The organism is Nostoc sp. DedQUE02 (genome assembly GCF_034531035.1).
GTDB lineage: Bacteria > Cyanobacteriota > Cyanobacteriia > Cyanobacteriales > Nostocaceae > Nostoc.
Map to the genome: position 1 here is coordinate 1 of NZ_JAVRBY020000031.1, position 21,274 is coordinate 21,274.

Annotated in this window: 22 protein-coding genes; 17 read left to right on the forward strand and 5 right to left on the reverse strand. The window is 42.4% G+C overall.

Translation table 11 applies throughout. The annotated features are described in order from the left end of the window. The first annotated feature begins 35 nt into the window (after window positions 1-35). From RMX98_RS21595 to RMX98_RS21630, 8 genes are all read left to right on the forward strand, one after another. Entirely contained in the window at window positions 36-2,573 is a 2,538-nt protein-coding gene (locus RMX98_RS21595) for a collagen-like protein (protein WP_322679470.1), read from the forward strand. Window positions 2,574-2,575: 2 nt separating this feature from the next. Continuing rightward, window positions 2,576-3,436, forward strand: coding sequence for a hypothetical protein (locus RMX98_RS21600; RefSeq protein ID WP_322679471.1), 861 nt, complete (start codon window positions 2,576-2,578; stop codon window positions 3,434-3,436). A 130-nt stretch (window positions 3,437-3,566) separates the two neighbouring features. Beyond that, a complete protein-coding gene (locus tag RMX98_RS21605) occupies window positions 3,567-4,148 on the forward strand; it encodes a hypothetical protein (RefSeq protein ID WP_322679472.1) in 582 nt (193 codons plus the stop codon). Further along, on the forward strand, window positions 4,148-4,411 hold the full coding sequence (locus RMX98_RS21610; protein ID WP_322679473.1) for a hypothetical protein: 264 nt from the start codon (window positions 4,148-4,150) through the stop codon (window positions 4,409-4,411). The genes RMX98_RS21605 and RMX98_RS21610 overlap by 1 nt, the downstream gene beginning before the upstream one ends. A gap of 11 nt (window positions 4,412-4,422) precedes the next feature. Further along, a complete protein-coding gene (locus tag RMX98_RS21615; RefSeq protein ID WP_322679474.1) occupies window positions 4,423-4,899 on the forward strand; it encodes a hypothetical protein in 477 nt (158 codons plus the stop codon). Continuing rightward, window positions 4,900-5,565 carry a hypothetical protein gene (locus tag RMX98_RS21620; protein WP_322679475.1) on the forward strand — a complete coding sequence of 222 codons (666 nt, stop codon included), beginning with the start codon at window positions 4,900-4,902 and terminating at the stop codon, window positions 5,563-5,565. Next, window positions 5,566-6,012: a hypothetical protein gene (locus RMX98_RS21625; RefSeq protein ID WP_322679476.1), complete on the forward strand. Its 447-nt coding sequence runs from the start codon at window positions 5,566-5,568 to the stop codon at window positions 6,010-6,012. It abuts the gene before it with no gap. 219 nt (window positions 6,013-6,231) lie between these two features. Beyond that, window positions 6,232-6,603, forward strand: coding sequence for a hypothetical protein (locus tag RMX98_RS21630; protein WP_322679477.1), 372 nt, complete (start codon window positions 6,232-6,234; stop codon window positions 6,601-6,603). A 12-nt stretch (window positions 6,604-6,615) separates the two neighbouring features. Here the strand turns inward: RMX98_RS21630 and RMX98_RS21635 are convergent, their stop codons facing one another. After that, window positions 6,616-6,786: a hypothetical protein gene (locus RMX98_RS21635; protein ID WP_322679478.1), complete on the reverse strand. Its 171-nt coding sequence runs from the start codon at window positions 6,784-6,786 to the stop codon at window positions 6,616-6,618. Between the two features lie 178 nt (window positions 6,787-6,964). On the opposite strand from RMX98_RS21635, the gene RMX98_RS21640 reads away from it, so the two are divergent. From RMX98_RS21640 to RMX98_RS21665, 6 genes are all read left to right on the forward strand, one after another. Then, window positions 6,965-8,194, forward strand: coding sequence for a damage-control phosphatase ARMT1 family protein (locus RMX98_RS21640; protein WP_409881432.1), 1,230 nt, complete (start codon window positions 6,965-6,967; stop codon window positions 8,192-8,194). A gap of 126 nt (window positions 8,195-8,320) precedes the next feature. Continuing rightward, complete coding sequence (locus tag RMX98_RS21645; RefSeq protein WP_322679480.1) at window positions 8,321-8,536, forward strand: hypothetical protein; 216 nt, start codon at window positions 8,321-8,323, stop codon at window positions 8,534-8,536. Between the two features lie 7 nt (window positions 8,537-8,543). Then, a complete protein-coding gene (locus RMX98_RS21650; protein ID WP_322679481.1) occupies window positions 8,544-8,969 on the forward strand; it encodes a type II toxin-antitoxin system VapC family toxin in 426 nt (141 codons plus the stop codon). A gap of 306 nt (window positions 8,970-9,275) precedes the next feature. Then, window positions 9,276-10,862, forward strand: coding sequence for a metallophosphoesterase family protein (locus tag RMX98_RS21655; RefSeq protein ID WP_322679482.1), 1,587 nt, complete (start codon window positions 9,276-9,278; stop codon window positions 10,860-10,862). A 181-nt stretch (window positions 10,863-11,043) separates the two neighbouring features. Then, on the forward strand, window positions 11,044-11,802 hold the full coding sequence (locus RMX98_RS21660) for a YebC/PmpR family DNA-binding transcriptional regulator (protein ID WP_322679483.1): 759 nt from the start codon (window positions 11,044-11,046) through the stop codon (window positions 11,800-11,802). Window positions 11,803-12,032: 230 nt separating this feature from the next. Continuing rightward, window positions 12,033-12,209: a hypothetical protein gene (locus tag RMX98_RS21665; RefSeq protein WP_322679484.1), complete on the forward strand. Its 177-nt coding sequence runs from the start codon at window positions 12,033-12,035 to the stop codon at window positions 12,207-12,209. Between the two features lie 126 nt (window positions 12,210-12,335). On the opposite strand, the gene RMX98_RS21670 is transcribed toward RMX98_RS21665, so the two are convergent. Then, window positions 12,336-12,476, reverse strand: coding sequence for a hypothetical protein (locus RMX98_RS21670; protein WP_322679485.1), 141 nt, complete (start codon window positions 12,474-12,476; stop codon window positions 12,336-12,338). A gap of 76 nt (window positions 12,477-12,552) precedes the next feature. On the opposite strand from RMX98_RS21670, the gene RMX98_RS21675 reads away from it, so the two are divergent. Further along, the gene (locus RMX98_RS21675; RefSeq protein ID WP_322679486.1) at window positions 12,553-12,933 is read left to right on the forward strand and encodes a nuclear transport factor 2 family protein; all 381 of its coding nucleotides are present in this window, start codon (window positions 12,553-12,555) and stop codon (window positions 12,931-12,933) included. A 347-nt stretch (window positions 12,934-13,280) separates the two neighbouring features. On the opposite strand, the gene RMX98_RS21680 is transcribed toward RMX98_RS21675, so the two are convergent. Both RMX98_RS21680 and RMX98_RS21685 read right to left on the reverse strand, forming a co-directional pair. Then, complete coding sequence (locus RMX98_RS21680; RefSeq protein WP_322679487.1) at window positions 13,281-13,595, reverse strand: RNA-binding protein; 315 nt, start codon at window positions 13,593-13,595, stop codon at window positions 13,281-13,283. A 265-nt stretch (window positions 13,596-13,860) separates the two neighbouring features. Continuing rightward, window positions 13,861-14,400 carry a phycobiliprotein lyase gene (locus tag RMX98_RS21685; RefSeq protein WP_322679488.1) on the reverse strand — a complete coding sequence of 180 codons (540 nt, stop codon included), beginning with the start codon at window positions 14,398-14,400 and terminating at the stop codon, window positions 13,861-13,863. 655 nt (window positions 14,401-15,055) lie between these two features. Here RMX98_RS21685 and RMX98_RS21690 point away from each other — a divergent pair. Together RMX98_RS21690 and RMX98_RS21695 are read left to right on the forward strand one after the other, a co-directional pair. Beyond that, window positions 15,056-16,390 (forward strand): efflux RND transporter periplasmic adaptor subunit, encoded by a 1,335-nt coding sequence (locus RMX98_RS21690; protein ID WP_409881431.1) that lies wholly within the window; start codon window positions 15,056-15,058, stop codon window positions 16,388-16,390. A gap of 68 nt (window positions 16,391-16,458) precedes the next feature. Continuing rightward, a complete protein-coding gene (locus RMX98_RS21695) occupies window positions 16,459-19,749 on the forward strand; it encodes an efflux RND transporter permease subunit (protein WP_322679489.1) in 3,291 nt (1,096 codons plus the stop codon). A 99-nt stretch (window positions 19,750-19,848) separates the two neighbouring features. Here the strand turns inward: RMX98_RS21695 and RMX98_RS21700 are convergent, their stop codons facing one another. Further along, complete coding sequence (locus RMX98_RS21700; RefSeq protein ID WP_322679490.1) at window positions 19,849-20,325, reverse strand: NAD(P)H-quinone oxidoreductase subunit N; 477 nt, start codon at window positions 20,323-20,325, stop codon at window positions 19,849-19,851. Window positions 20,326-21,274: the final 949 nt, after the last annotated feature.

The following is a 21,274-nucleotide window of genomic DNA, read 5'->3' on the forward strand; positions in this document are numbered from 1 at the left end:
GGGCTTGTAAATCAGATAAAAAATAGGAGTTGCTCATGAGTACCACTAGCATAATTAGTGGTCTGCAAGGTGCAATTAATTGCGCGGGGAAGTGTGATTGTTGCGCTAAATTGCAGCGTCAAATCGACAATATTAATGCAAAACTATTAGCGATTAAGCCAGTCAATGAACTTTCCCTTAAAAATTCCATTAGGTCATCATTGCAGCCTGAACTTACAACTTTTGTCGCTGGTGCTGTATTGGTAGCAACAAATAAATTGCAACCGCAAGTAAGCAGTGCTGTAGAGCAATCAAGGCAAGCTTTGGAAAGATTATTCAGAGTAGAAAAAGTTGCTAATAATGGTTTGTCGCAAGCACTAAAAATCGCTCAAGAACAGGGGGCAGACAGGGCAGAAATTGCACGGATTTCGAGACTTGCATACACTGCTAACAATACCGCCAACCAATCTTCTATTGTTGCTGGCACTTCTGCAAAAGTAGCCAATAGCGCATTCAATGCATCTGAATTAGCAGCACAGAAAGAGGCTTTATTAGCCAAGCAAGCACAAGAGGCTTTTCGACGATTAAACCAAACAGACAGCGCTATAGCAAGAGCATTACAAGAGGCAGAACTATCCAAAGGTTTATCTATTCAAGCAAGGGGTGAAGCTGGGAGGGCAGTTTCAGAAGCCGCTACAGCGACAAAAGCAGCCGCTAATAGCGTAAGTGAAGTGTCTGGATTGCGTGGATTGGTGAACGGGCTGGGTTCTCGTGTGGATGCTTTTGGCAGAGCGATCGCCAATATTGAGGCGAAAGTGGGCAGTGCAATTACGAGTGCTGCTAAGGCTGTTGGCATTAGTGAGCAAGCACTAGGAGCTACAGGCAGGTTACTTGGACGAGTAGCTGAATTATTTCAAATCGTGGGTACATTTGCCACCCTGGCAGAGAACTATTTCACCCTTGAAACACTGGGAGGACGGATTGATGCGATAGAGCGAGAAGCACAATTCATTGGTAATAGCGTGTCAGCTATCCTGGGCAAACTATTAGGGCTTCAGAATCGCATCGGGCGCAATGAAGTAACAATTGCTGACACAAAAAATATTGCGATTGATGCACGATTAGCGGGTGAAAGTGCAAGATTGCAAGCTGGTGCAGCACAGGTGACATCCGCGAGGGCGCAAGGAATTGCTGAATCTGCCCTCGGTAATGCAAGACAAGCTCAATTGACCGCTGACGGTGCGGTAAGAAATGCCGCGATCGCAAATGATAACGCTACAACTGCTTACAAAAAGGCGAATGAGGCTCAAGGGATAGGAGAGCAAGCCAAGCGTGTTGCTGGAGATGCTTTGGGCAAGGCAGGTGTAGCCCTTACCACTGCACTGACTGCGATCGCACTTTATCAGGGTGTAAGGTCGCTGCGCGGACTGCAAGGTATACCTGGCATTCCTGGAAAGCAAGGCGAAAGAGGATTGCAGGGGCTGCCTGGCAGAGACGGCGTAACAACTGTGGTAACTTTACCCGGAACACCTGGTAAAGACGGCGCACCCGGCAGAGATGGGAAACCAGGTATACCCGGAAGGAACGGTAAAGACGTGAATCCAGCAGAAGCAGCCAGTTTAAGGGCGCTGATTATTTCACAACACACTCAAACTCGTGCAAATAGTACAGCACAACACGCAACAACAAGATTTTCTATACTCACGCCAATTATGGCCGCGCTAGCACCGATATTCGCTGTCTGCCAGCAGATTTTAAATGTTGTCAGTGCAGCTGCAAATACAGCCCAGTTGGCATTATTAAACATCATTAATAGCAAGCTTGGGGCACAAGTCACGGGAGGTATTAGCGGGTTAGTAACAAGTGTTGCTCAAAATACTTATGTAGAGAAAGCATTGGCGGTTCTGACATTCGCCACCACATTACACAATGCTTTGATGTTGACCAATAATTTAGGTCAGACGCTTGGCAGCATTATTAATACAATCTTGGGTTTGATATTACCAAAAGGTCTTGATGGTACACCAATTGATATTGGTGCTGTTTTAGGAAAAACGACGACAACGCTGATTCAAGATGCTATTGGAACCGATAATTACACCAAGCTAACCCAAGAATGGGCGATGGCTAACAGAATTTATCAAGCCTCAGCCAACGTTTTCAATGCAATAACCAACGCTACAAGTACTCTAATCAATGGATTGGAAGTTATCGGCAGCCACACAGCAAAAATAGGTAACGCTCTCAAATACTGGGGCGTATTGGGTCAGAAAGCTTATGAATGGTTTCATCCGAGTCCAAACTTTCACAATAGGTATTTCACTTTTTTAAATAATGCTGAAGCTGGGGCTAATACTATCCAAGCTGTAGTACAAGTTCCGGTAAGTATAGTTGATGCCAAAAATCAAATTGATAGCGCTAACGCTGAATTTAAATCAGCGATAAAAGGGGACAAAAACCCCGACGGTACGCCAAAAGAAAGTGGCATTCCAACTGAAGAAAACAAGGATAAGAAGGACGAGATTGAGCAAGCAAAAGCCAACTCTCAGCCATTTAGTTTTGACTTCTCCGATCTGTTTGATGGAGAGGATTAATAATGGTAGATATTCCAGATGATTTTAACCCGTTTGAACATCTACAACAGACTTATAGAACTGAATTTAATCGGCGAGTAGATAGATTCTTTAGGGATGTTGAAGGTAATGGTGATTTGTCATCGCCGCGCGCCTCGCTAAAATTAGCGTGCAGGATTGCCGATGGCGATAACGACGCAATCATGAATATGCGTCACAATTTATTTTTTAATGTAATCGGCTACAGCAGAAAAAATTTAGCTGTAGTTTATGGCTCAAAATTTGATACCGCTCCTCCGGTCGCTGGGCATCCCCAGCTATTTTTTGTGTTCTCGCAGGATGCCTCCGCAGTTCCAACAGACGAACCTCCGATAATTCATGAAAAGTCTATTCGCTTGATGAAATTTTCTTGTGCTTCTGGAGACGATGATGGAAGCATTAAACCAGCAATTACTAAAGCAGACATGAAAGAAATTGCTAATGAAATCAAAGCCCTTTTCTTATCTAGTGGAAGAGGGATAACCTACACTTGTGGCAATAAAAGTGTGAGCTACACTGACCCTGAAAATGGCTTTGCTAGAGGCAACTACATTTTAGTTAACAGTAAAACTGACGCAGCAGAAATTTATCAAAAAATTTGTAACGCAATTGATGTTCCTTTTTATTCCGACAGACTTTTGCTCAATGATCCAGACAAACCCAGCACAACATCGGCAACAGCAGGCAAGACAACGATCTTAGGCAAGCAGGTGCAAAAAAAGCGGTATCGTCCCGTAGCTATCCTCAGATTTAGGATGGCTTACATATCTTTAGGAAGTATTCTATCTCCAACCTTTTTACTTGATACGACATTGCGGAACCAGTCACTCGTTACCTATCCTTGAGCCGTAACAGAAATCAGAAAATAACTGTGGTGAAAAATAAAGCCAGAAACCTATTAGGTTTCGTCACAGAATTCTAAGGATTTTAAAGGGCTAGAGTAGGTGACATCTGTAGCAACTATCACCAGTAATTATGGGATTTAGAGATTTACAACGATTTGAGTCGCAGAAGTCGCGTTATGACAAATACAAAGCCTGGGTTGCGATGACTCCAGACCAGCGACAAGCTGCTTTTGCTGCAATCACTGACGAAAGTAAGCGGGCGAGGGCAGAAAGAGAAGATGGCTATATTTCTCCGTTTGGCACGGCTGGGACTACGAAGGTTTACCTTCCGGCCCAATTGCTCAAGAGCGGCCAAACAGGTCAGGGATCTGGGGTGGCTAATGTACTTCTTTCGCTACTTGCCAGCCGTACTACCACACCCACCGAATTTGCTGAATTAACCAACCCGATTAAGATTGACACGAAAAAATTCAAGTTTGCCAAGTTGACGCTGACTTCTGTTGTGCCTGGCATTGTGAAGAAAAATAGCCGAATTACTGGTGCTGCCTATAAAAAGCCCGATGTAGATTCTGTTACCTCTCCTTTTGGTCAAGGTACTGGCGGCGAAGCTTACGATGCGGCTGTTCTAGCTATAGAAGAAACATCAGCCTACGTGACCTTTATCGAAGGAAACGGTGGTAAAAATCGGGCTAGATTCACCCCTGAAGGCTGATGAGCAAGATAGCAGAACGAACTGGAATTATTTGGACTCCAGATGACCCATTAGACCTGCTATCTGTCGATGTTGATGGCAGCTGTTCCAAGTCTGAATTTCAAGGAATGCTTGCCATCAATCAAGCGGGTAGAGATTGGCTGACTGGGAAAATCGATATAGTTGAATACCTCGATAAGCTAGAGCATTACGGTATTCCTAATCCGTTTGAAATTTTAGATGAATTTGCCGAACACGTTGATTTCGTAATTTCTCACGCTTGACATGAGACACAATGACTCGCGCTTTAGAACTAAGTAATTCTGATAATTGGGAGCTTATTCATAATGAGAATACTTCAGCAGTATTAGTGCCAAAGATTGGAGGCGGTTTTATAGCCGCTCCCATTCCAGAAATTTCTATTGCTGTATTACTAAATGTTTTTGTTGTTGCGGTTCGAGTTGCTACTGATATTCCAGAAGGTAGAGTATGGAAATTTGCTGGACATCTTAAGCAAAATGTTAGTACTGGAATCGCTTTTGAAAATTCTCAAGATGCTAGTTTCAGTAGACGACAACCTCTGTTTTTAGACAAAATAAATCTTGTAGTTTTTCCGAGAATATCTAGTAGCTATAGTATTTCTATTCAAGTTCCTGATTGGTTCTTAAATGCTAGTGTTGCTCTCTGGCGCTATACAGGACCAGATTATGATTCTGACTTAGCAAGAATCGAACAGAAAATTGACGATATTTCTAACTATGGCGCTGGATAAATGACTTGGCTTAATTTAGGTACTTTTAATTTAAGTAAGAGTTGGTTAATAGTACCTTCTGTTGGAGAAGTTTTTCGAGTCAAACATCTTCTTTCTAAACAGTATGACGGCAAATATTTAAAAGCTGTTATCGCTAAAGTTTTTGATGGAGATAACGAAATAAATATTTATAGTCCTCAAAGACTTAGCTATAGAGTTTCGGAAACAGAAGTTTTCTATTTTCCTAAAGATGTAGTTGGAGAGGGTTTAGGGTTTCTACGGCTTGACGATGCTGATGTAAGTTGGTCAATTAATGTTCAAGTTTATCAAGAAAATATGTTTTATTCTGCCACAAACAAACAACAGGCTACGAATGCTCAACCAACTAACGATGTTAGTGTGACTACATCTAAAACTATGGTTGTTGGCGAAAAGGCTGATGGAAGTAGGCATTCATGCTTGTTTACAAATGTAGGACCCTCAACAGTTTATTTTAAATATGTGCCTATTGGAACTGACCAAACTGCTAATACTGTGACTGTTTCTGCTAGTAATTATGATTTTTCACTTGCTCCCAGCGAGAAATTTCTTGATGATAATTCTAGCCAAAATGCAGTTGTAGGTATTTGCACAGGAGTCGTGACAACGACTGCCAAAGTTAAAGTTACTGAATACATTTATTCTTAAATGAATACTACGCAATCAACAATAGCTGTTAGTAATGCTGCTTCATCAATTACAGTTAGCTTAGAATCAGTTGGCGTATTCACTGGGATTTGTGTAAGTATTTCGGTGTTAGGCACTCTCGCCGTAAAGCTGATTAACAACCTTAATAACATTTCAAGCTCAATTGCTCAAATCAAACAAGATTTGAAAGAACATGCTGACAATAAAGAAAAAATTCGGGATTTAGACAAGAAACTCGATCTACATATCCAGGATTACATAAATCGAAAAGATACTGTAACCCTGTTAATAGCGCAAGTTTCACAAACGGTTGATCATCGTACAAACCGCTTGTACACGTCTATGAAAGATATTGAGAATTATTTACAGCTTCAGGGGAATTTTAAGATCCGCGAATTCCAAGATTTACGCAAAATGGAAGAGGAAAATCCTTTTAACAAGCTTTAGCGCTGCAAAAATTATTAGTTTTTAGCCCAGTACTTTACAGTTAGAAGGCTGAAAACCGCAAGCCAAAAACTAAAACCTAAACACAATATCCCTATTAACTTCATTCGTCCCCAAGGATAACCATACAAATCATCGTAATAGGCTATAACCGTTGAGGGTAGAGATAGCAAGTATCCCAAAGCTTCTTCTAACTCTTCTATTAACTTTTCAAGGTTGAGCATGATGAATAGATTTACGCTGGAGAATTATTTTCAGTTGCACGATGGAAAAGCAATTGATTTTGGGCTTAGAGTCCAAAAAGACCAAAACAATCAGTATAGCTTTTGCATTCATCCCCAAGGTATTGACGGTGAAACCTGGGATTTTAAGGTTATTGGTAATTTTCTAGAATGCACTACCTCGAAATCTGAAAAATTGAATAATCTGCTTCAGGACGGTGAGACACTTCAAAACCTTGATAAGCACGTATTATTTTTGCTAATTAAAAAACTAGCCGAAGACCATGAACAATTAAAAAACAGAGTCGAAGAACTAGAACAGTTTCAGCGCGAATACGAAACCGCGCAAGAGTACGAACGCGATCGCAGCTAGTCACGCTTGGGTTTATTCTTCTGATGGCTCGTAATTCTCGTTATCACTTAATTGTTTATGTAGTTCGGTTAGTTTCTTGTCAATCTCGGCTTTCTGTTTTTCAAGCAGTTCGATTTTTTCTTTGAGAGATGCTACATACACTTGGTGCTTCTCTAGCTTGCTTCCGGTTTTGTATATAGCCATTGGGGATTCGCAATAGACAATTCATCACAAAACCTTAACCAAGCCGTATTGGCACTACTCCAGCGATTTTGTTTGCAGCCATTGGTCGAGTTATCCGGCTTTTGAGTTGATTAGGTTTGAAAGAAAGTCGCATACAGCGTTAGAATAACTGAAAATATGAGGAAAATCAAAGTTTGTGGTGAATATATCCCACATCCCCAAATTACCCATACCACCATCTCTTTTGGGGTCAGAAGTTGGTTCCTTTACTGAGTATACAGTTACTCAACGAATGCCTGCGATCGCTCGCCGAGTTATCGCAGAAAATAATTTCTCATCTGAGATTAATACCAGCTTAGAAAATTTGGCTACAGAACTGCCGACAGGATGTTTGCCACCTCTTGTAAATGACACTGCTGTAGATTTTTCTGCCTGGAATACATATTTAGAATCCTACAAAGGTCAGCGTTGGGTAGATGTTCCCTGGTTTTTTGCCGAAACTTATTTTTATCGATTAATTCTGGAAATTACCAATTATTTTCGCCCTGGTATATGGCAAGGTGTCGATCCATTTGAGTTACAAAAATCTCAAGGTTTGGAAGCATCTCTGGATTCGATTATTTTGCTGTGCGAGCAAGTCAACAATTGGTTAGATAATTCACAATTAGGGGAAGAATCAAACCAAACAGCTTTAATTGCACTCTTATATTTTGCTTTATGGGGAAATCGAGTCGACTTAAGCTTATGGTCAGCATTCGAGAATGACCGGAGTCGTTTTGATATTCAAACCCAACTAGCTCACATCTTAGTCAATGATGCCTCCCAAGTCACGGAATTATTAGCCAACTCTCAAGGAGGAAGGATTGATTTTGTTGTAGACAATGCTGGTTTTGAACTTGTTTGTGACTTATCTTTAGTGGATTTTTTATTAAGTAGCGGACTAGCTAATCAAGTTTATCTACACTTAAAGCCACATCCAACTTTTGTATCTGATGCAATGATTAAGGATGTACATTACACAATAAGTTTTTTAGCCGCTACTGGAAATCAAGAAGCTACACCCTTTGCCCAAAGATTGCAAACAAATATTGCATCAGGACGTTTAGTACTATCTGAAGACTACTTTTGGACATCGCCGTTAGCATTTTGGGAAATACCCAACTCCCTCAAAAATGAATTAGCCAATGCGAGTTTGGTTATAGTCAAAGGCGATGCAAATTATCGCCGTTTATTAGGCGATCGCCACTGGGATTTTACCACTAACATTGCAGATATAGTCTGTTACTTGCCCGTGCCAATGGTAGCTTTACGCACCTTGAAGTCAGAAGTGGCTGTCGGTTTAAAACCAGAAGTGATTGAAGAAGTAGCAAAATCTGACTCTTCTTGGTTGATAAATGGACAGTGGGGTGTAATTCAAATGGTGGTTTAGGCAATTTTTCCAAATTGAGATAATTTGTAAGAGAAGTATACGTATCTTCACTACTTATAGCGTCGTCTACCCTACCCGTAGCAATACAACCAGCTTAGGATAGACTAGAAGCAATTTTTGAGGAAGATGGTAGAAAAAATCACAGCTGTCTTTAACGGCAAAGTGTTCTATCCGGCTGAACCGATCGCACTGCCAATCAATACCCGTGTGCGAATGAGTATTGAAATTTTACCGCCAAGTGAACATGAAACAATATCATTTCTGCAAACGGCGCGATCGCTCAATCTCGAAGGCCCGCCTGACTGGTCTAGCAATCTAGATAAATATTTGTACAGTAAGTAAACTTTTCATGGATTCTGAAGTCTTTCTGGATACATCATTTGCCATTGCCTTATCTGCACCGAGCGATCGCTTGCATGACCGAGCCTTGCATCTGGCTAAAATGTTACAAGCAGCAGAAACTCGTTTGGTGACAACACAAGCGGTGATGTTGGAAATTGGCAATGCCTTATCCCAACATCCTTATCGTCAAGCGGCAATTATATTATTAAATTCTCTAGTAGTAGACTCCAAAGTAGAAATAGTCCCCCTTTCGCAGGAACTCTACGAACGCGCTTTCCAGCTATATCGCGAACGAACCGAGAAAGAATGGGGATTTGTCGATTGCGTATCTTTTATTGTCATGCAATATAGCGGAATCACTGACGCACTGACTGCTGACGAGCATTTTCAACAAGCAGGCTTTCGAGCATTACTGCGAGAACATTTGCCGTAGGGATGGGGATTGGGAATTGAGGAAAAGCAGAGGGGCAGGGAGCAGGGAGCAGAGGGGAAAGAAGTAATTTTTTATTCTCTCTTTGCCCCCTGCGCCCTGCTCTCTTGCTTCTTCCCCAATCCCAATACAGTTCAGTTAAGCAAATTTATCTGTTAAGGCAGGCTGTTCTTGAGCAGGGGAGGCTTCGGGAGCAGGGGAAGCAGGGGGAGAGAAAAAAGCTTAACTGAACTGTATTGTCCCCAAACCCTAATCCTTATTATTTCGTTACAATCGGCGTGTGCGTTAGGCATTCAAGAGTTATCAGCCATGAAATTGATTTCCGATCCACCGATTCCTGTAAAAATTCAAAAGATGAAGGAACGGGTGCGGTGGATGCATCCAAGTTTTGTGCAACGGGGAATTGACCAAACCAGTCTAGTTATTGACGATCGCAGAAAAGATAATCCAGAATTTTCCTTTATGGTTATTGGCGATTCTGGCACTAAATCCCATTCTCGACACCACCCACAACGAAAAGTTGCCGAACTGATGCTGACTCACCGCGATGATTGCAGCTTTGTGTTGCACACAGGCGATGTAATCTATGTGGTGGGTTCCCAAGAATATTATTCAACAAACTTTATTGAGCCTTACCGGGAATTTCTTGTCGGTGGTAACAACCCGAAAAGCATTCCTTATGACGGTATGGTGTTTAATCTGCCGTTCTTGCCAGTACTTGGTAATCATGATTACTATGATGTACCGTTAATGTATCGTTTAGTTACTGGCACAACATCGTCACTACGTCAGCTCTTCGGCTACAAAAATATCGAGATTGGCTGGCATGGATCGTATCAAGGTAATGCCTATGCACGGGCATTTATGGACTACACTCAGGCGATGTCTCCACAAGAATTAGAACGTCATTTAGATCGCCACTACACTGCTAAGACCGACACAGGGCGCTGTTTACGTTATGAACCTGGACAGTTTACCCGCTTACCCAATCGTTATTACACCTTTCGTTACGGCGGCATTGACTTTTTCGCACTAGATTCTAACACCTTTAATACACCATCACCTTTGCCTGTAACGAAAGAAGGGGAAATTTACCGTCGGGAATTGCAAAAGCGTCGCCATGAGATTGATCGAGAAGAATTGCAAATTTTGAAAATATGCGATGCCTACGGCGGCAAGCTACGCCTCAACCCCGATAAACCTACCGAAGCGGAACAACTCGACGAGCTTAGTGCTAAATTAGACCAAATAAACGAAATCAAAATTGACATTGAAAAACAATTAGCATCTCATCAAATGCCTGCGATCGACTTTGAACAACTTGAATGGTTGCGAAGCAGACTAGTCGAATCTTGGAATAACTCCGAAGTGCGCGGACGTGTAATCTTTTTCCACCATCCCCCCTACGTCACAGAAGCTACCAAGTGGAATCAGGCACAAACCTTAGCAGTTCGCCACCGCTTGCGCTCGGTGTTTGAACAAGTGGCAGAAACTCTTGGTTCTTTAATTAAAGAACGTCCCATAGTCGATTTGATTTTAAATGGACACGCTCACTGTTTAGAGCATCTTTGCACAACTGATACCGGATTTGCCGACTCTCACATTAACTGTATTATCTCTGGTGGTAGCGGTCATCGTCCCCGTTATCGACGGCGAGGAGGGACTGAATTGATGGAGACTTTTACAGAAATTGCAGGTAAACCCACTCGCAAAGTTGCAGATTCAATGCTTTTTGTAGGTCGTCATGACTACAATTTCCAAAACCGACTACCTTACTCATGCGTGCGGATTGATGTTCTGGATGGTAGCCCGCCCAAGTTTATCATCAGACCCTTAATTACTGAACGGGTTGAAGAAAAATGGCATAATACTGAACTTGAACCTTTTGTAATTTAAACGCGATGTGATATTTACGGCGGTAAACTACGCACTTGACACCGCTTTTCAAAATTTCTGAGTTCTCAGTGCTGAGTAAAGAAGTGAGACTCTCCACTTCCTTTTACCAAATGCACATTTGCATCAGAGCAAAAGCTAGGTATATCCTAATCTTGAAGAGAGTTTTGATAATTTCAAAATTATGGCAGGACACAGTAAATGGGCAAATATTAAGCGCCAAAAAGCGGTAGTAGATGCAAAAAAGGGAAAAACTTTTACTCAGTTATCCAGGGCGATTATCGTTGCAGCTAGAAGTGGTGTACCAGATCCGGCGCTGAATTTTCAACTTCGCACGGCAATTGACAAGGCAAAGGCAGCGAGTATTCCCAATGATAATATTGAACGAGCGATCGCTAAAGGTGCAGGCACTTTTGGCGGCGATAATGCTACCTTTGAAGCAATTCGCTACGAAGGTTATGGCCCCGGTGGTGTAGCGATTTTAATCGAAGCCCTCACAGATAATCGCAATCGCACTGCTGCTGACTTGCGTGTAGCTTTTAGTAAAAATGGTGGCAATCTTGGTGAAACAGGTTGCGTTAGCTGGATGTTTGACCAAAAAGGCGTTTGTGTAGTGCAGGGTGTGGTTGACGAAGAACAGCTTTTAGAAGCATCTCTCGAAGGCGGTGCTCAGTCTTATGAAATGACTGAAGATGAGATGGCTGAAGTATTTACTGACATTGGAAATTTAGAAACCCTTAGCCAGACACTCAAGGATCAAGGCATTAAAGTAATTGATGCTGAATTGCGCTGGATTCCCAGTAATAGCGTAGAAGTTACCGATCCCGATCAAGCGCGATCGCTTTTCAAGTTAATTGATACTCTAGAAGGCTTGGATGACGTGCAAAATGTCACAGCTAACTTTGACATAGCAGAAGAATTGATGACTCTCAGCATTTCTTAATTAAATAGACGGATCATAGCCCAATTACATTTATTTACGTGATGTCTAAAATATTACATTAAGCTGGAAATGCCAGTAAATATGTTTTAGCGAAGTATTGCACGTAAGTTCACGTAAATACTATATTTGACAGATGTAAAAATAGACATGAAAGATTCATATCAATTACAAACTTATGACATACGCCTATTGGATAGTTAAGTTGTTGATTACCTGATGAGGATTTTCAAGTGAATAAGTTCGCTAAAGCTTTACTTTTGGTTCTAGTCTTTGCTGCCCCTGTAACCGTTTTTGCATCTCAAGCTCAAGCTAATACTATCCATCATACTAGAGTGAAATCTGGTAAAATTCATCACACTAAACATCATAAGCATCATGCTAAAAACCTAACTCATAAAACTCGCTAAATAGTTACTATTAGTCGTAAATATTTCTAGTAGCTCTGTAATCAAGTTTAGTGTTGGTTTCTCTGAAAAATTAATTGTATTATTTAACCCCGCTCGAATCCCTACCAATGAGCGGGTTTTTTTTAATTAACTTGCTCGTGAAGGCGCGATCGCATAAAAATCAAAGTGGCGTTGCTGATTCCATGTATGAAAACGATTTTGCATAATACCAAAATCCTTGTAGAGACGTAGCAGTGCTACGTCTCTACATCTAGATTCATACTTCAATTCAGCAACGCCATCAAAGTTAAGAGCGATCGCCGGATGCTACTTATCACCATACAATTTAGTTTTCAAAACATATATGCAAGCAGATTATTTAGAAGAATCGCTTCTTCGTGAATTTGAGGAGCGCTTGCTGCAACCCGATGTCCGAAAGTCAGCTAAAGATATCATCGACTTACTTGCTGACGAGTTCATTGAGTTCGGAAGCTCAGGGCGTATTTTTGATAAACAGCAAATTATCGAAAGCTTGCAGAATGAACCCATCGAACCCCTGACTCAAAGATTTATAACAGAATTCAAAACCCTTGTTTTAGCAACAGGGGTTGTTTTAGTAACTTATCGTATAGTCAGACGTATATCTGGCGAACAGCCTGTTCATTCGCTGCGAAGTTCTATCTGGAAATTGAATAATGATCGATGGAAAATCATCTTTCATCAGGGCACTCTGATTAAAGAATAGACTTCTTGGCATTGTGGGGAAAAGGGGAAGGGTTAAAGAGTAAAGGTATAGAATTTTCCCAAACCCAGTAACCCTTAACATGCACCCCAACATCAATACAGTTCAGATAAGACCAAAACACTTGTAGAGACAGCGATTTATCGCGTCTCAAAAACCCACGATGTTGTACAAGTAGCGCTTTTAACCGTATTAATTTATACATTCATAGAGGTGGACATCTGCGCTACACTAGGATAAAATGTTTTTTTCAGAGTCAAAGTTTTGCATAGAAAAGGCTCAAGCATTGCTGCCTGAGCCTTTTCTAGATTCAATTAAGTTACTTTCGTCTACTTAACTTAGCTTATAGCTTAGTAGCGGTTACGGTTATAGCCGCCACCACCGCCACGATTACCACCGAAGGAACCACCACCGCTTCTGTCTTCTCTCGGCTTGGCTTTATTCACTTTGAGGTCACGACCAAGCCACTCAGCACCATCAAGGGCTTCAATGGCTTTTGTTTCTTCATCTTCCGAATTCATTTCCACGAAAGCAAAGCCGCGTAAACGACCTGTTTCACGGTCAGTGGGTAATTGAACACGCTTTACAGTACCATATTCTGCAAATACAGCACTCAAAGCATCTTGTGTAACATCATAGGAGAGGTTACCAACGTAAATTGACATCAAATGTCTCCAAAATCATAAGTTTGTAGAGATTTAGATTTCGGAGAGAAGTCTGTAATACCAAAAGGGAAAAGCCTGTCAATACTAAAAACAAACACTGTCGCCGAATTAATTCTCATTTCACTTCCCATGATGACATAGCAACTAACTTTCTTGGTAAAAGTTTGAAGAACTGTTATAAAAAGTTATATATTGCAGTTGGTAGCTAGGTGCTGGCTAATCCCAAAATGGGTAAGGCTATAGTGAACCGCACCCACCCGATAAACTAATCCACTCTCTTTTCTAAATATTGACCAATCATCAACTGCTCACCAGCACGCGAGATAATAGTTTGTCTGGTGCGGTATTTGCTACCAATTAGCTTTAACTCTTCTTCAAACACAGAACCGTTATACTCAGTTCGCAAACACATTGTTTTAGGGTTAGAGAAATAATACTGAGCGGTGACTGGTTTGGATATGGCAAAACCGTGATCGCGGTACAAAATGTTTCCTAAAGCTCCAAATAATGTTGAACCTTGCGACTCTTTCCTATCCTTCAGCACATCCATACTTTCCCATGTAACTGCTGCACCACAGATCAAACTACCTGTATCAGGCAAATCGTGCATCTGAGCTAGGTTTTGCAATTCATCACAGCCCTGCTTGAGAAAATTGATCGTAACTATACTCTCCATCTCCTTAGTTTCTCCCTTGGGTAGAGTGTAGTAGCGCCGTTGCGATCGCCACTTACCCACTGATTCCTGGAAAAATTCGGAAATCTGGGCTTCGTCAGCAGTTTGTGCAATTTTTAGCAATGATGTCACTTGTAACTTTCCTGACTAATATTGATGGCTGTAATATATATCGCCCTTTTCTTGGCTGTATATGCGATGTCTACGACGGACTACGCCTACGCTCGATCAAAATATGACAGCTTTAAAAAAAGCAATTTATGTTTACTATTCTTAATATATTGGATTGAACGTAAAAATTACTAGGCATTTTGCTAACTACATTAAATCTGGCAATGTCAACCCAAGTATAATTATTGACATACTGCCAATTTAAGAATAAATGGCGCAAAATTTGCGTATCTTCAGTAAATGCAAGTTTTCTACTAAGGGCAGATTGCAAGAAATTTAAAAGTATTTATACTACTTTAAGAATTGCATAGTCAGCTAAAAAGCTGCCGAATCAATGTAATGAGTTAAAGTGGTGAGAATTTTTTTGAATAAAAAGTAATTTTTGATACAAAATTCTGCAAGAAGATAGCTAATTTACTCTCGCCGCTTTTCACTAGTCATAATGTCTCAAAATTACTTGGTAATGCACGGCTGTTTAACCCAAAAAGCTCCCCAAATACGAGAAAAAGAAATGATTTTGGACAGAAATAAGCCGCACAAGCAGGCGAAAACCTTACCTTTCGCAGCCGCTAACCAGGTAATTCATACCCAGTTAGATTCAGTTGTGAAGACTGATATGGCTGTTGCAGAAACCAAAAGTAGCTTTGACACAAAAGTGTCTTCCCCTTTTGCATCCATATTATTGATTCCCTGTTTGCTGGGCATAGGACTGCTGAGTGCGAATTGTGGAGCGCTACCCAAGGAACAAGCGGCTGATGCACAATCTCAGAGTCCTGGTAGCGGACAACGTGGTGGTGCAACGGCTGTAGATGCGGCGATCGCTCGAACTGATACGCTGCAAACACAACCAGAATACACAGGTAATACAACACCCTTCCGAATTGTGTCACTGCGATCGCAAGTAGAAGCACGGTTGTTGGCTTTGAACCTTGATGTGGGTGATACAGTAAAGCAGGGGCAAAACGTCGGGCGGTTAGATGATGCCATACTTTCGACCGAATTAAAACAAGCAGAAGCAGAGCTAGCTGCCCTCAAATCAGAAGTAGCGAGGGCAACCAATCAGGTAAGCAATGCCCGTGCAGACGTTGAACGGGCGCGGCTAGAAGTAGTACAAGCTCAAGCAGACTCAGAACGGCAGCAGAGGTTGTTCAAAGCTGGAGCGATCGCTGAACAAACTGCCCAGCAAGCACGTACCCAAGCAAAAACAGCCGCCCAGGCACTCCGGGCAGCCCAAGAACAAGTACGAACAGAACAGCAAGCCGTTGCAGCTGCCCAAGGTAGAGTACTTGCTCAACAGGCATTGGTTGCTCAAACCAAAGAACGCAGGTCTTATGCTCGGCTGGTATCTCCAATCACTGGCGTAGTTACAGAAAAGGTGACAGAACCAGGCAACCTGTTGCAAGCAGGTAACGAAGTCATGAAAATTGGAGACTTTAGCCGTGTCAAAGTCGTCGTCCAAGTTTCCGAATTAGAACTAGCACAAATTCAGGTCGGGCAATCTGTACAAGTGCGCTTAGATGCCTTCCCCAAAGAAGTATTAATTGGCAGAGTTACGCGCATTTCTCCTGCTGCCGATGCCACAGCTCGCTTGATACCTGTAGAAGTAGTGATTCCCAACACTCAAGGGAAAATTGGTAGTGGACTGCTAGCGCGAGTCAACTTTCAAAACCAGACTCAACAACGGGTAGTAGTGCCGCAAACAGCTATTCAAAAACAAGCAAAGGCAGCAGCGAAAGAGCAAGAAAACTCATCGGCAACACTATTTGTGGTAAAAGACACAGATGGTAAAACGAAAGTAGCGATGCGTGCTGTCACATTAGGACAAAAAGCTGATGGCAAAGTGGAAATTTTATCCGGCTTACAAGCAGGAGAGCGCTATGTTGTTCGTAGTGGTAAGCCCTTAAAAGAAGGTGACACCGTGAGTCTTTCAATTCTTTCAGAAAAGCAATAGTAGGGTGAGCAATAACCACCATCCCAAAGAAAAAAGTACTCAGTAGTCAGCACTTATCACTTAGTATCATGCAACAAGCAAACAATAATGGCAATGGCGGATTTAGCCTGAGTGCGATCGCTATCCGCCAACACATTGGCACACTCATGCTCACCGTGGCAGTAATTGTCATTGGGGTATTTTTTCTCACAACGATCCAAGTCGATCTCCTACCGGCAATTACCTATCCACGAATTGGGGTGCGGCTAGAAGCCCCTGGTATTTCACCAGAAGTAGCAGTAGATGAAATCACCAGACCCTTAGAAGAAGCTTTAAGAGCAACTGAGAATGTAGTGCAAGTTTTTTCCCGCACCCGTGAAGGACAAGTCAGCCTCGATTTATACTTCCAACCAGGGGGCGATATTGACCAAGCCCTAAACGATGCAACTGCTGCTTTTAACCGGAATCGAGGACAACTACCAGATACGATAGAGGAGCCACGCTTATTCAAAGTCGATCCTTCTCAATTGCCCGTTTATGAATTGGCGCTGACATCTACCTCGTTACAAGGGAAAGATTTACGCGTATTTGCTGATGAAGAGTTAACGCGTGAACTCAGTGTCGTGCCAGGAGTCGCTTCTGTTGACGTATCTGGCGGTGCAGAAGAAGAAGTACGAGTGCTTGTTGACTTAAACCGATTGCAAGCTTTGGGGGTCGGGTTAAATGATGTCTTAGACGAATTAACAGCCCGTAACCAAGATACTTCTGGCGGTCGGATTCTGGGGCAAAATTCTGAGCCATTGACTCGCACTGTCGGACGCTTCCAAAATGCCAAGGAAATTGAAAACCTTTCCTTGGAAGTTTCCTCCCCTGCCTCCCCTGCCTCCCCTGCTTCCCCTACTTCCCCTGCACCTTCCCGCCGCGTCTACTTGCGAGACTTTGCAAAGGTAATTGACGATACAGAAGAACAGCGAGTATTTGTTTATCTAAATCGTCAGCCTGCGGTGAAATTTTCAATCCAAAAGCAGCCTGAAGCCAACACAATCACAGTCGTAGATGCTGTTAAGCGGCGAATTGAACAGTTACGACAATCGGGTTTAATTCCAGCAGACATGACTTTGAGTCCCACCACAGATGAATCTGTTTTCATCCGCAATTCTTTAAATGATGTCATCTTTTCGGGGATTTCCGGGGCATTGTTAGCAGCCGCAGCAGTGTTGTTATTTTTGGGATCGTTCAGGCAAACATTTATTATCAGTTTGACGATTCCACTGTGTACTCTAGCAGCGATCGCTTTAATGAAAATCTTTGGCTTGACTTTGAATGTGTTTAGCTTGGCAGGTCTGACACTAGGAGTCGGTCAAGCAATTGATACATCGGTTGTGATTTTGGAGAACATTTCCGAAAAAACAGGGATGACTCCCAATCAAAAAGAGATGGAGGCAGGGGAGCAGGGGAGCAGGGGAGCAGAGGAGAACGGGAGAAATTCAAGATTCTTTATTAATAGTGCGATCGCAGCTTCCCAAGAAGTGGAATCTGCTTTAGTTGCTGCTACAGGAGCCAACTTAGTTTCTGTAGTACCATTTCTCTTAATTGGCGGCTTTATTGCACTGCTATTTAATGAGTTGATTCTGACAATTAGCTTCGCAGTTGCAGCATCCCTTGTCGTCGCCATCACAGTAGTGCCGATGCTGTCTTCTCGACTTTTGGGAATTCGCTGGTCTAGTCGGATTAGTGAATTTTGGCTGCTTAGACAGTTTAATCACCGATTTGAAGATGCGACGCGGGGATACGGTAACTTCTTAACCAAGGTTTTACGCTATCGATTGTTTGTAGTAACTGCTGCTTTGGTAATTTTAGGTGGCAGCAGCTTCTTCATGTTTGGTCAAATTCCCCAAGAAATTTTACCTCGCATCAGCACTGGTCAAGCTACCTTGAGAGCGCAGTTTCCTCCCGGTACACCTTTAGCAACTTCTGAAAAAGTTATGCAAATTGTGGATGACATTTTGCTCAAACAACCAGAAACAGAGTCTGCTTTTACAACTGTGGGTGGTAATTTATTTGGCAGCAGTACTACAGAAAATCCCCTACGTGCCAGCAGTACCATCAATCTAAAACCAGGCACAGATGTCGAAGCCTTCGTCAAAAAAGTAACTCAGGAATTTAACAAACTCAACTTAGCAGGAATTCTGCTACGCCTCAATCCTGGTCAGGTGCGGGGTTTAATCTTGAGTAATTCTCCAGTGCAAGGGTCAGACGTTGACGTGGTTCTGCAAGGTGAGAATGAAGAAAACTTAACGCAAGCAGGCGCACAAGTGCTGCAAGCATTGCAAGAAAGGGCAAAATTAGCGACATTCCGCCCAGATGCCGACCCCCGACAACCGGAAATCCAAATTCGTCCCGACTGGGAAAGGGTTTCGGCTTTAGGGTTGAGCGCCGAGCAAATTGGTGCAACAGTTCAAACAGCAATTGAAGGTTCAGTTCCCACGCAAATTCAACGCGGTAATCGTTTAGTTGATGTGCGGGTGCAGCTAAATAAGGAAGCGATCGCGCGTCCTTCCCAGCTAGAACAATTACCGCTATTTACAGAAAATAATCAACTAATCCGGCTTTTTGATGTGGCAAACATTCAAGAAGGTCAAGCACCTGGTGAGGTGCAACGGATTAATCAGCGTCAAGCTTTTATTGTCGCCGGAAATCTCAGTGAAGGAGCTAGTCTTGGTGAAGCGATCGCAGAAGTAAACGAGATACTCCAAGATGTAGACTTACCTGACGGTGTTTCAATTGTGCCTAGTTCTGCCCAAGAAACTAATCAACAACTTCAGGATGCTTTAAAAACTTTGGGGGCGTTGGCAACGTTCTTAATCTTTGTAGTTATGGCGGTACAATACAATTCGCTAATTGACCCATTGGTAATTATGTTCACCGTACCACTAGCATTAGCTGGGGGACTTTTTGGACTTTACATTACCCAAACTGCAATAGGCGCAACTGTAATTGTTGGTGTCGTGCTGCTGGTGGGAATTGTGGTAAACGCAGGGATTCTGATGGTGGAACTGGCGAATCAAATTCGGGAAGAAGTTGGTTGTACTCGCCAAATTGCGATCGTGAAAGCTGCTCCTCAACGCTTGCGCCCAATTATCATGACCACAGTCACCACTATCTTGGGACTGTTCCCTTTGGCATTGGGTATTGGCGAAGGTTCTGAGTTTTTGCAGCCTTTAGGGATTGTAGTTTTCTTTGGGATGGCGATCGCAACAATGCTGACACTATTTATCATCCCCTGTTTTTATATTCTGCTGCACGATTTGTTGGGTGGAAATTGGGCGAAGCCAGTGTTAACCAGATTGCGTGGATTTACGAAAAAACTTACTAGCTAAGAGCATTTAAGTTGCATATATCGCAATACCGTTGATTGCGAATAATAAGAAGTGAGGAATTAAAAGTTTTAAACTCCTCACTTCTCACTTTTATCAATGTTAGCTAGCTAACAGAGTTTTTTCTAGAGAAGTCCAACGGAAAGAGCGATCGCCACCTCTCTCAATAACTACTTTCACTCGTGGTTCTAGCTGAGGCAAATTCGTTAAATACTCAAGTTCCTCATTAGAAAGAATATGCCCTTCAATAATCCATAAGACCAGCCCCTTTGACTTTGGTGGTAGCTGTTCTAGATGAGAATTGAGAACTGGCGGCAAATAGTACACATGACCTACTGCTGCACCACTCCCAGTGCTTTTTTTCCCAAGATGAGGAGGTCTAACTCCATGAATTCTTGTGAGATACGCAGCTACGTCACCTAGTCCTTTAGCAGTAATGTGAAGGGTAGTATAGCCAGCTGCCCGTAGTCGGCGCTGATATCGACCTTCATAACCCCCTTCCAGAGGTACATACACTCCAAGAGCGCCAAACTTTTCCAGATCGCGGATTAAACCATTGCCAGTGGTAATTAGTGCCATAGATTTTCGTCTTATCCCACTTAGATATCTCTATTATTTACCCTGAACCGATAGATTAAAAGCATTTTTTTGGGTATTGGGTATTAGGTATTGAATATTGGGTATTGGGTATTGGGCATTGAAAAGAGGCACAGGGGCGGGGTGCGGGGGGTAGAGGGGAAACTGTTCTCCCTGCTCCCTGCTCCCTGCTTCCCCTACTCCCTCACTCCCTAAAAATAGCTCTATAAATTACTGGACAAACATAAATAAATAATTTATATTATTAGATTGTGACCAAACACGCAAATTAGGTTGACTTTTTACTGTCATTCTGGGGTAGTGTTAGCATCAAAAGCTAATGACTTAATCCAATCCAAATTGGATAATTTAACTCAGGGCGATCGTAGACTGGTAAACTAAGAAAGCTTTCAGGTCAACATTAGAGCTTATGGAAGAATAACTAAAGTTAATCCTAAGCTCCAAGGTACGTTTACTCCTGTGCTTCTAAAAAAGCAGGCAAAAGCTTAAACAATAGTTTAAAGTGTTTAAGGAAGTAAAACTGAGCAGCAATGTTGGTTTCATGGCATTACGTCAGTCTCAGTTAACGGATACTGGGCGGTAATAACCGCTTAAGTCCAACTGCAACACGGCAGTAGCCAATCTCCGGGAAGCCGCCCTTCGGGCGTGTAAAAATCGGAAAACCCGCCGACAGCGCTGCCTCCAGAAAGTGCCAGAGCAATTGCTTGGACGAAAGCATTGCTGCACACAGCTTAAAGCTGTAGCGCCTTGCATTGATTCCAGAAGTTACTCCTTCCCAATGGGAAGGGACTTGTGGCTGTTCTGGTGATCTAGTGAGTGAAGCTAAACAGATTCACCAAGCAGTAAGGACACGGTTTGTTGTGTCCAAAAGCATTTAGAACGGTTTACTGAAACCATTCTAAATTTCGCAGGCTAACCCAGCCAAAACTGA

Coding starts and splice junctions, on each gene's coding strand:
- RMX98_RS21655 (WP_322679482.1), top strand. CDS start 9,276: ATGAAATTGATTTCCGATCCACCGATTCCTGTAAAAATTCAAAAGATG.
- RMX98_RS21650 (WP_322679481.1), top strand. CDS start 8,544: ATGGATTCTGAAGTCTTTCTGGATACATCATTTGCCATTGCCTTATCT.
- RMX98_RS21690 (WP_409881431.1), top strand. CDS start 15,056: ATGGCTGTTGCAGAAACCAAAAGTAGCTTTGACACAAAAGTGTCTTCC.
- RMX98_RS21675 (WP_322679486.1), top strand. CDS start 12,553: ATGCAAGCAGATTATTTAGAAGAATCGCTTCTTCGTGAATTTGAGGAG.
- RMX98_RS21605 (WP_322679472.1), top strand. CDS start 3,567: ATGGGATTTAGAGATTTACAACGATTTGAGTCGCAGAAGTCGCGTTAT.
- RMX98_RS21625 (WP_322679476.1), top strand. CDS start 5,566: ATGAATACTACGCAATCAACAATAGCTGTTAGTAATGCTGCTTCATCA.
- RMX98_RS21635 (WP_322679478.1), bottom strand. CDS start 6,786: ATGGCTATATACAAAACCGGAAGCAAGCTAGAGAAGCACCAAGTGTAT.
- RMX98_RS21660 (WP_322679483.1), top strand. CDS start 11,044: ATGGCAGGACACAGTAAATGGGCAAATATTAAGCGCCAAAAAGCGGTA.
- RMX98_RS21610 (WP_322679473.1), top strand. CDS start 4,148: ATGAGCAAGATAGCAGAACGAACTGGAATTATTTGGACTCCAGATGAC.
- RMX98_RS21615 (WP_322679474.1), top strand. CDS start 4,423: ATGACTCGCGCTTTAGAACTAAGTAATTCTGATAATTGGGAGCTTATT.
- RMX98_RS21620 (WP_322679475.1), top strand. CDS start 4,900: ATGACTTGGCTTAATTTAGGTACTTTTAATTTAAGTAAGAGTTGGTTA.
- RMX98_RS21645 (WP_322679480.1), top strand. CDS start 8,321: ATGGTAGAAAAAATCACAGCTGTCTTTAACGGCAAAGTGTTCTATCCG.
- RMX98_RS21700 (WP_322679490.1), bottom strand. CDS start 20,325: ATGGCACTAATTACCACTGGCAATGGTTTAATCCGCGATCTGGAAAAG.
- RMX98_RS21680 (WP_322679487.1), bottom strand. CDS start 13,595: ATGTCAATTTACGTTGGTAACCTCTCCTATGATGTTACACAAGATGCT.
- RMX98_RS21630 (WP_322679477.1), top strand. CDS start 6,232: ATGATGAATAGATTTACGCTGGAGAATTATTTTCAGTTGCACGATGGA.
- RMX98_RS21695 (WP_322679489.1), top strand. CDS start 16,459: ATGCAACAAGCAAACAATAATGGCAATGGCGGATTTAGCCTGAGTGCG.
- RMX98_RS21600 (WP_322679471.1), top strand. CDS start 2,576: ATGGTAGATATTCCAGATGATTTTAACCCGTTTGAACATCTACAACAG.
- RMX98_RS21595 (WP_322679470.1), top strand. CDS start 36: ATGAGTACCACTAGCATAATTAGTGGTCTGCAAGGTGCAATTAATTGC.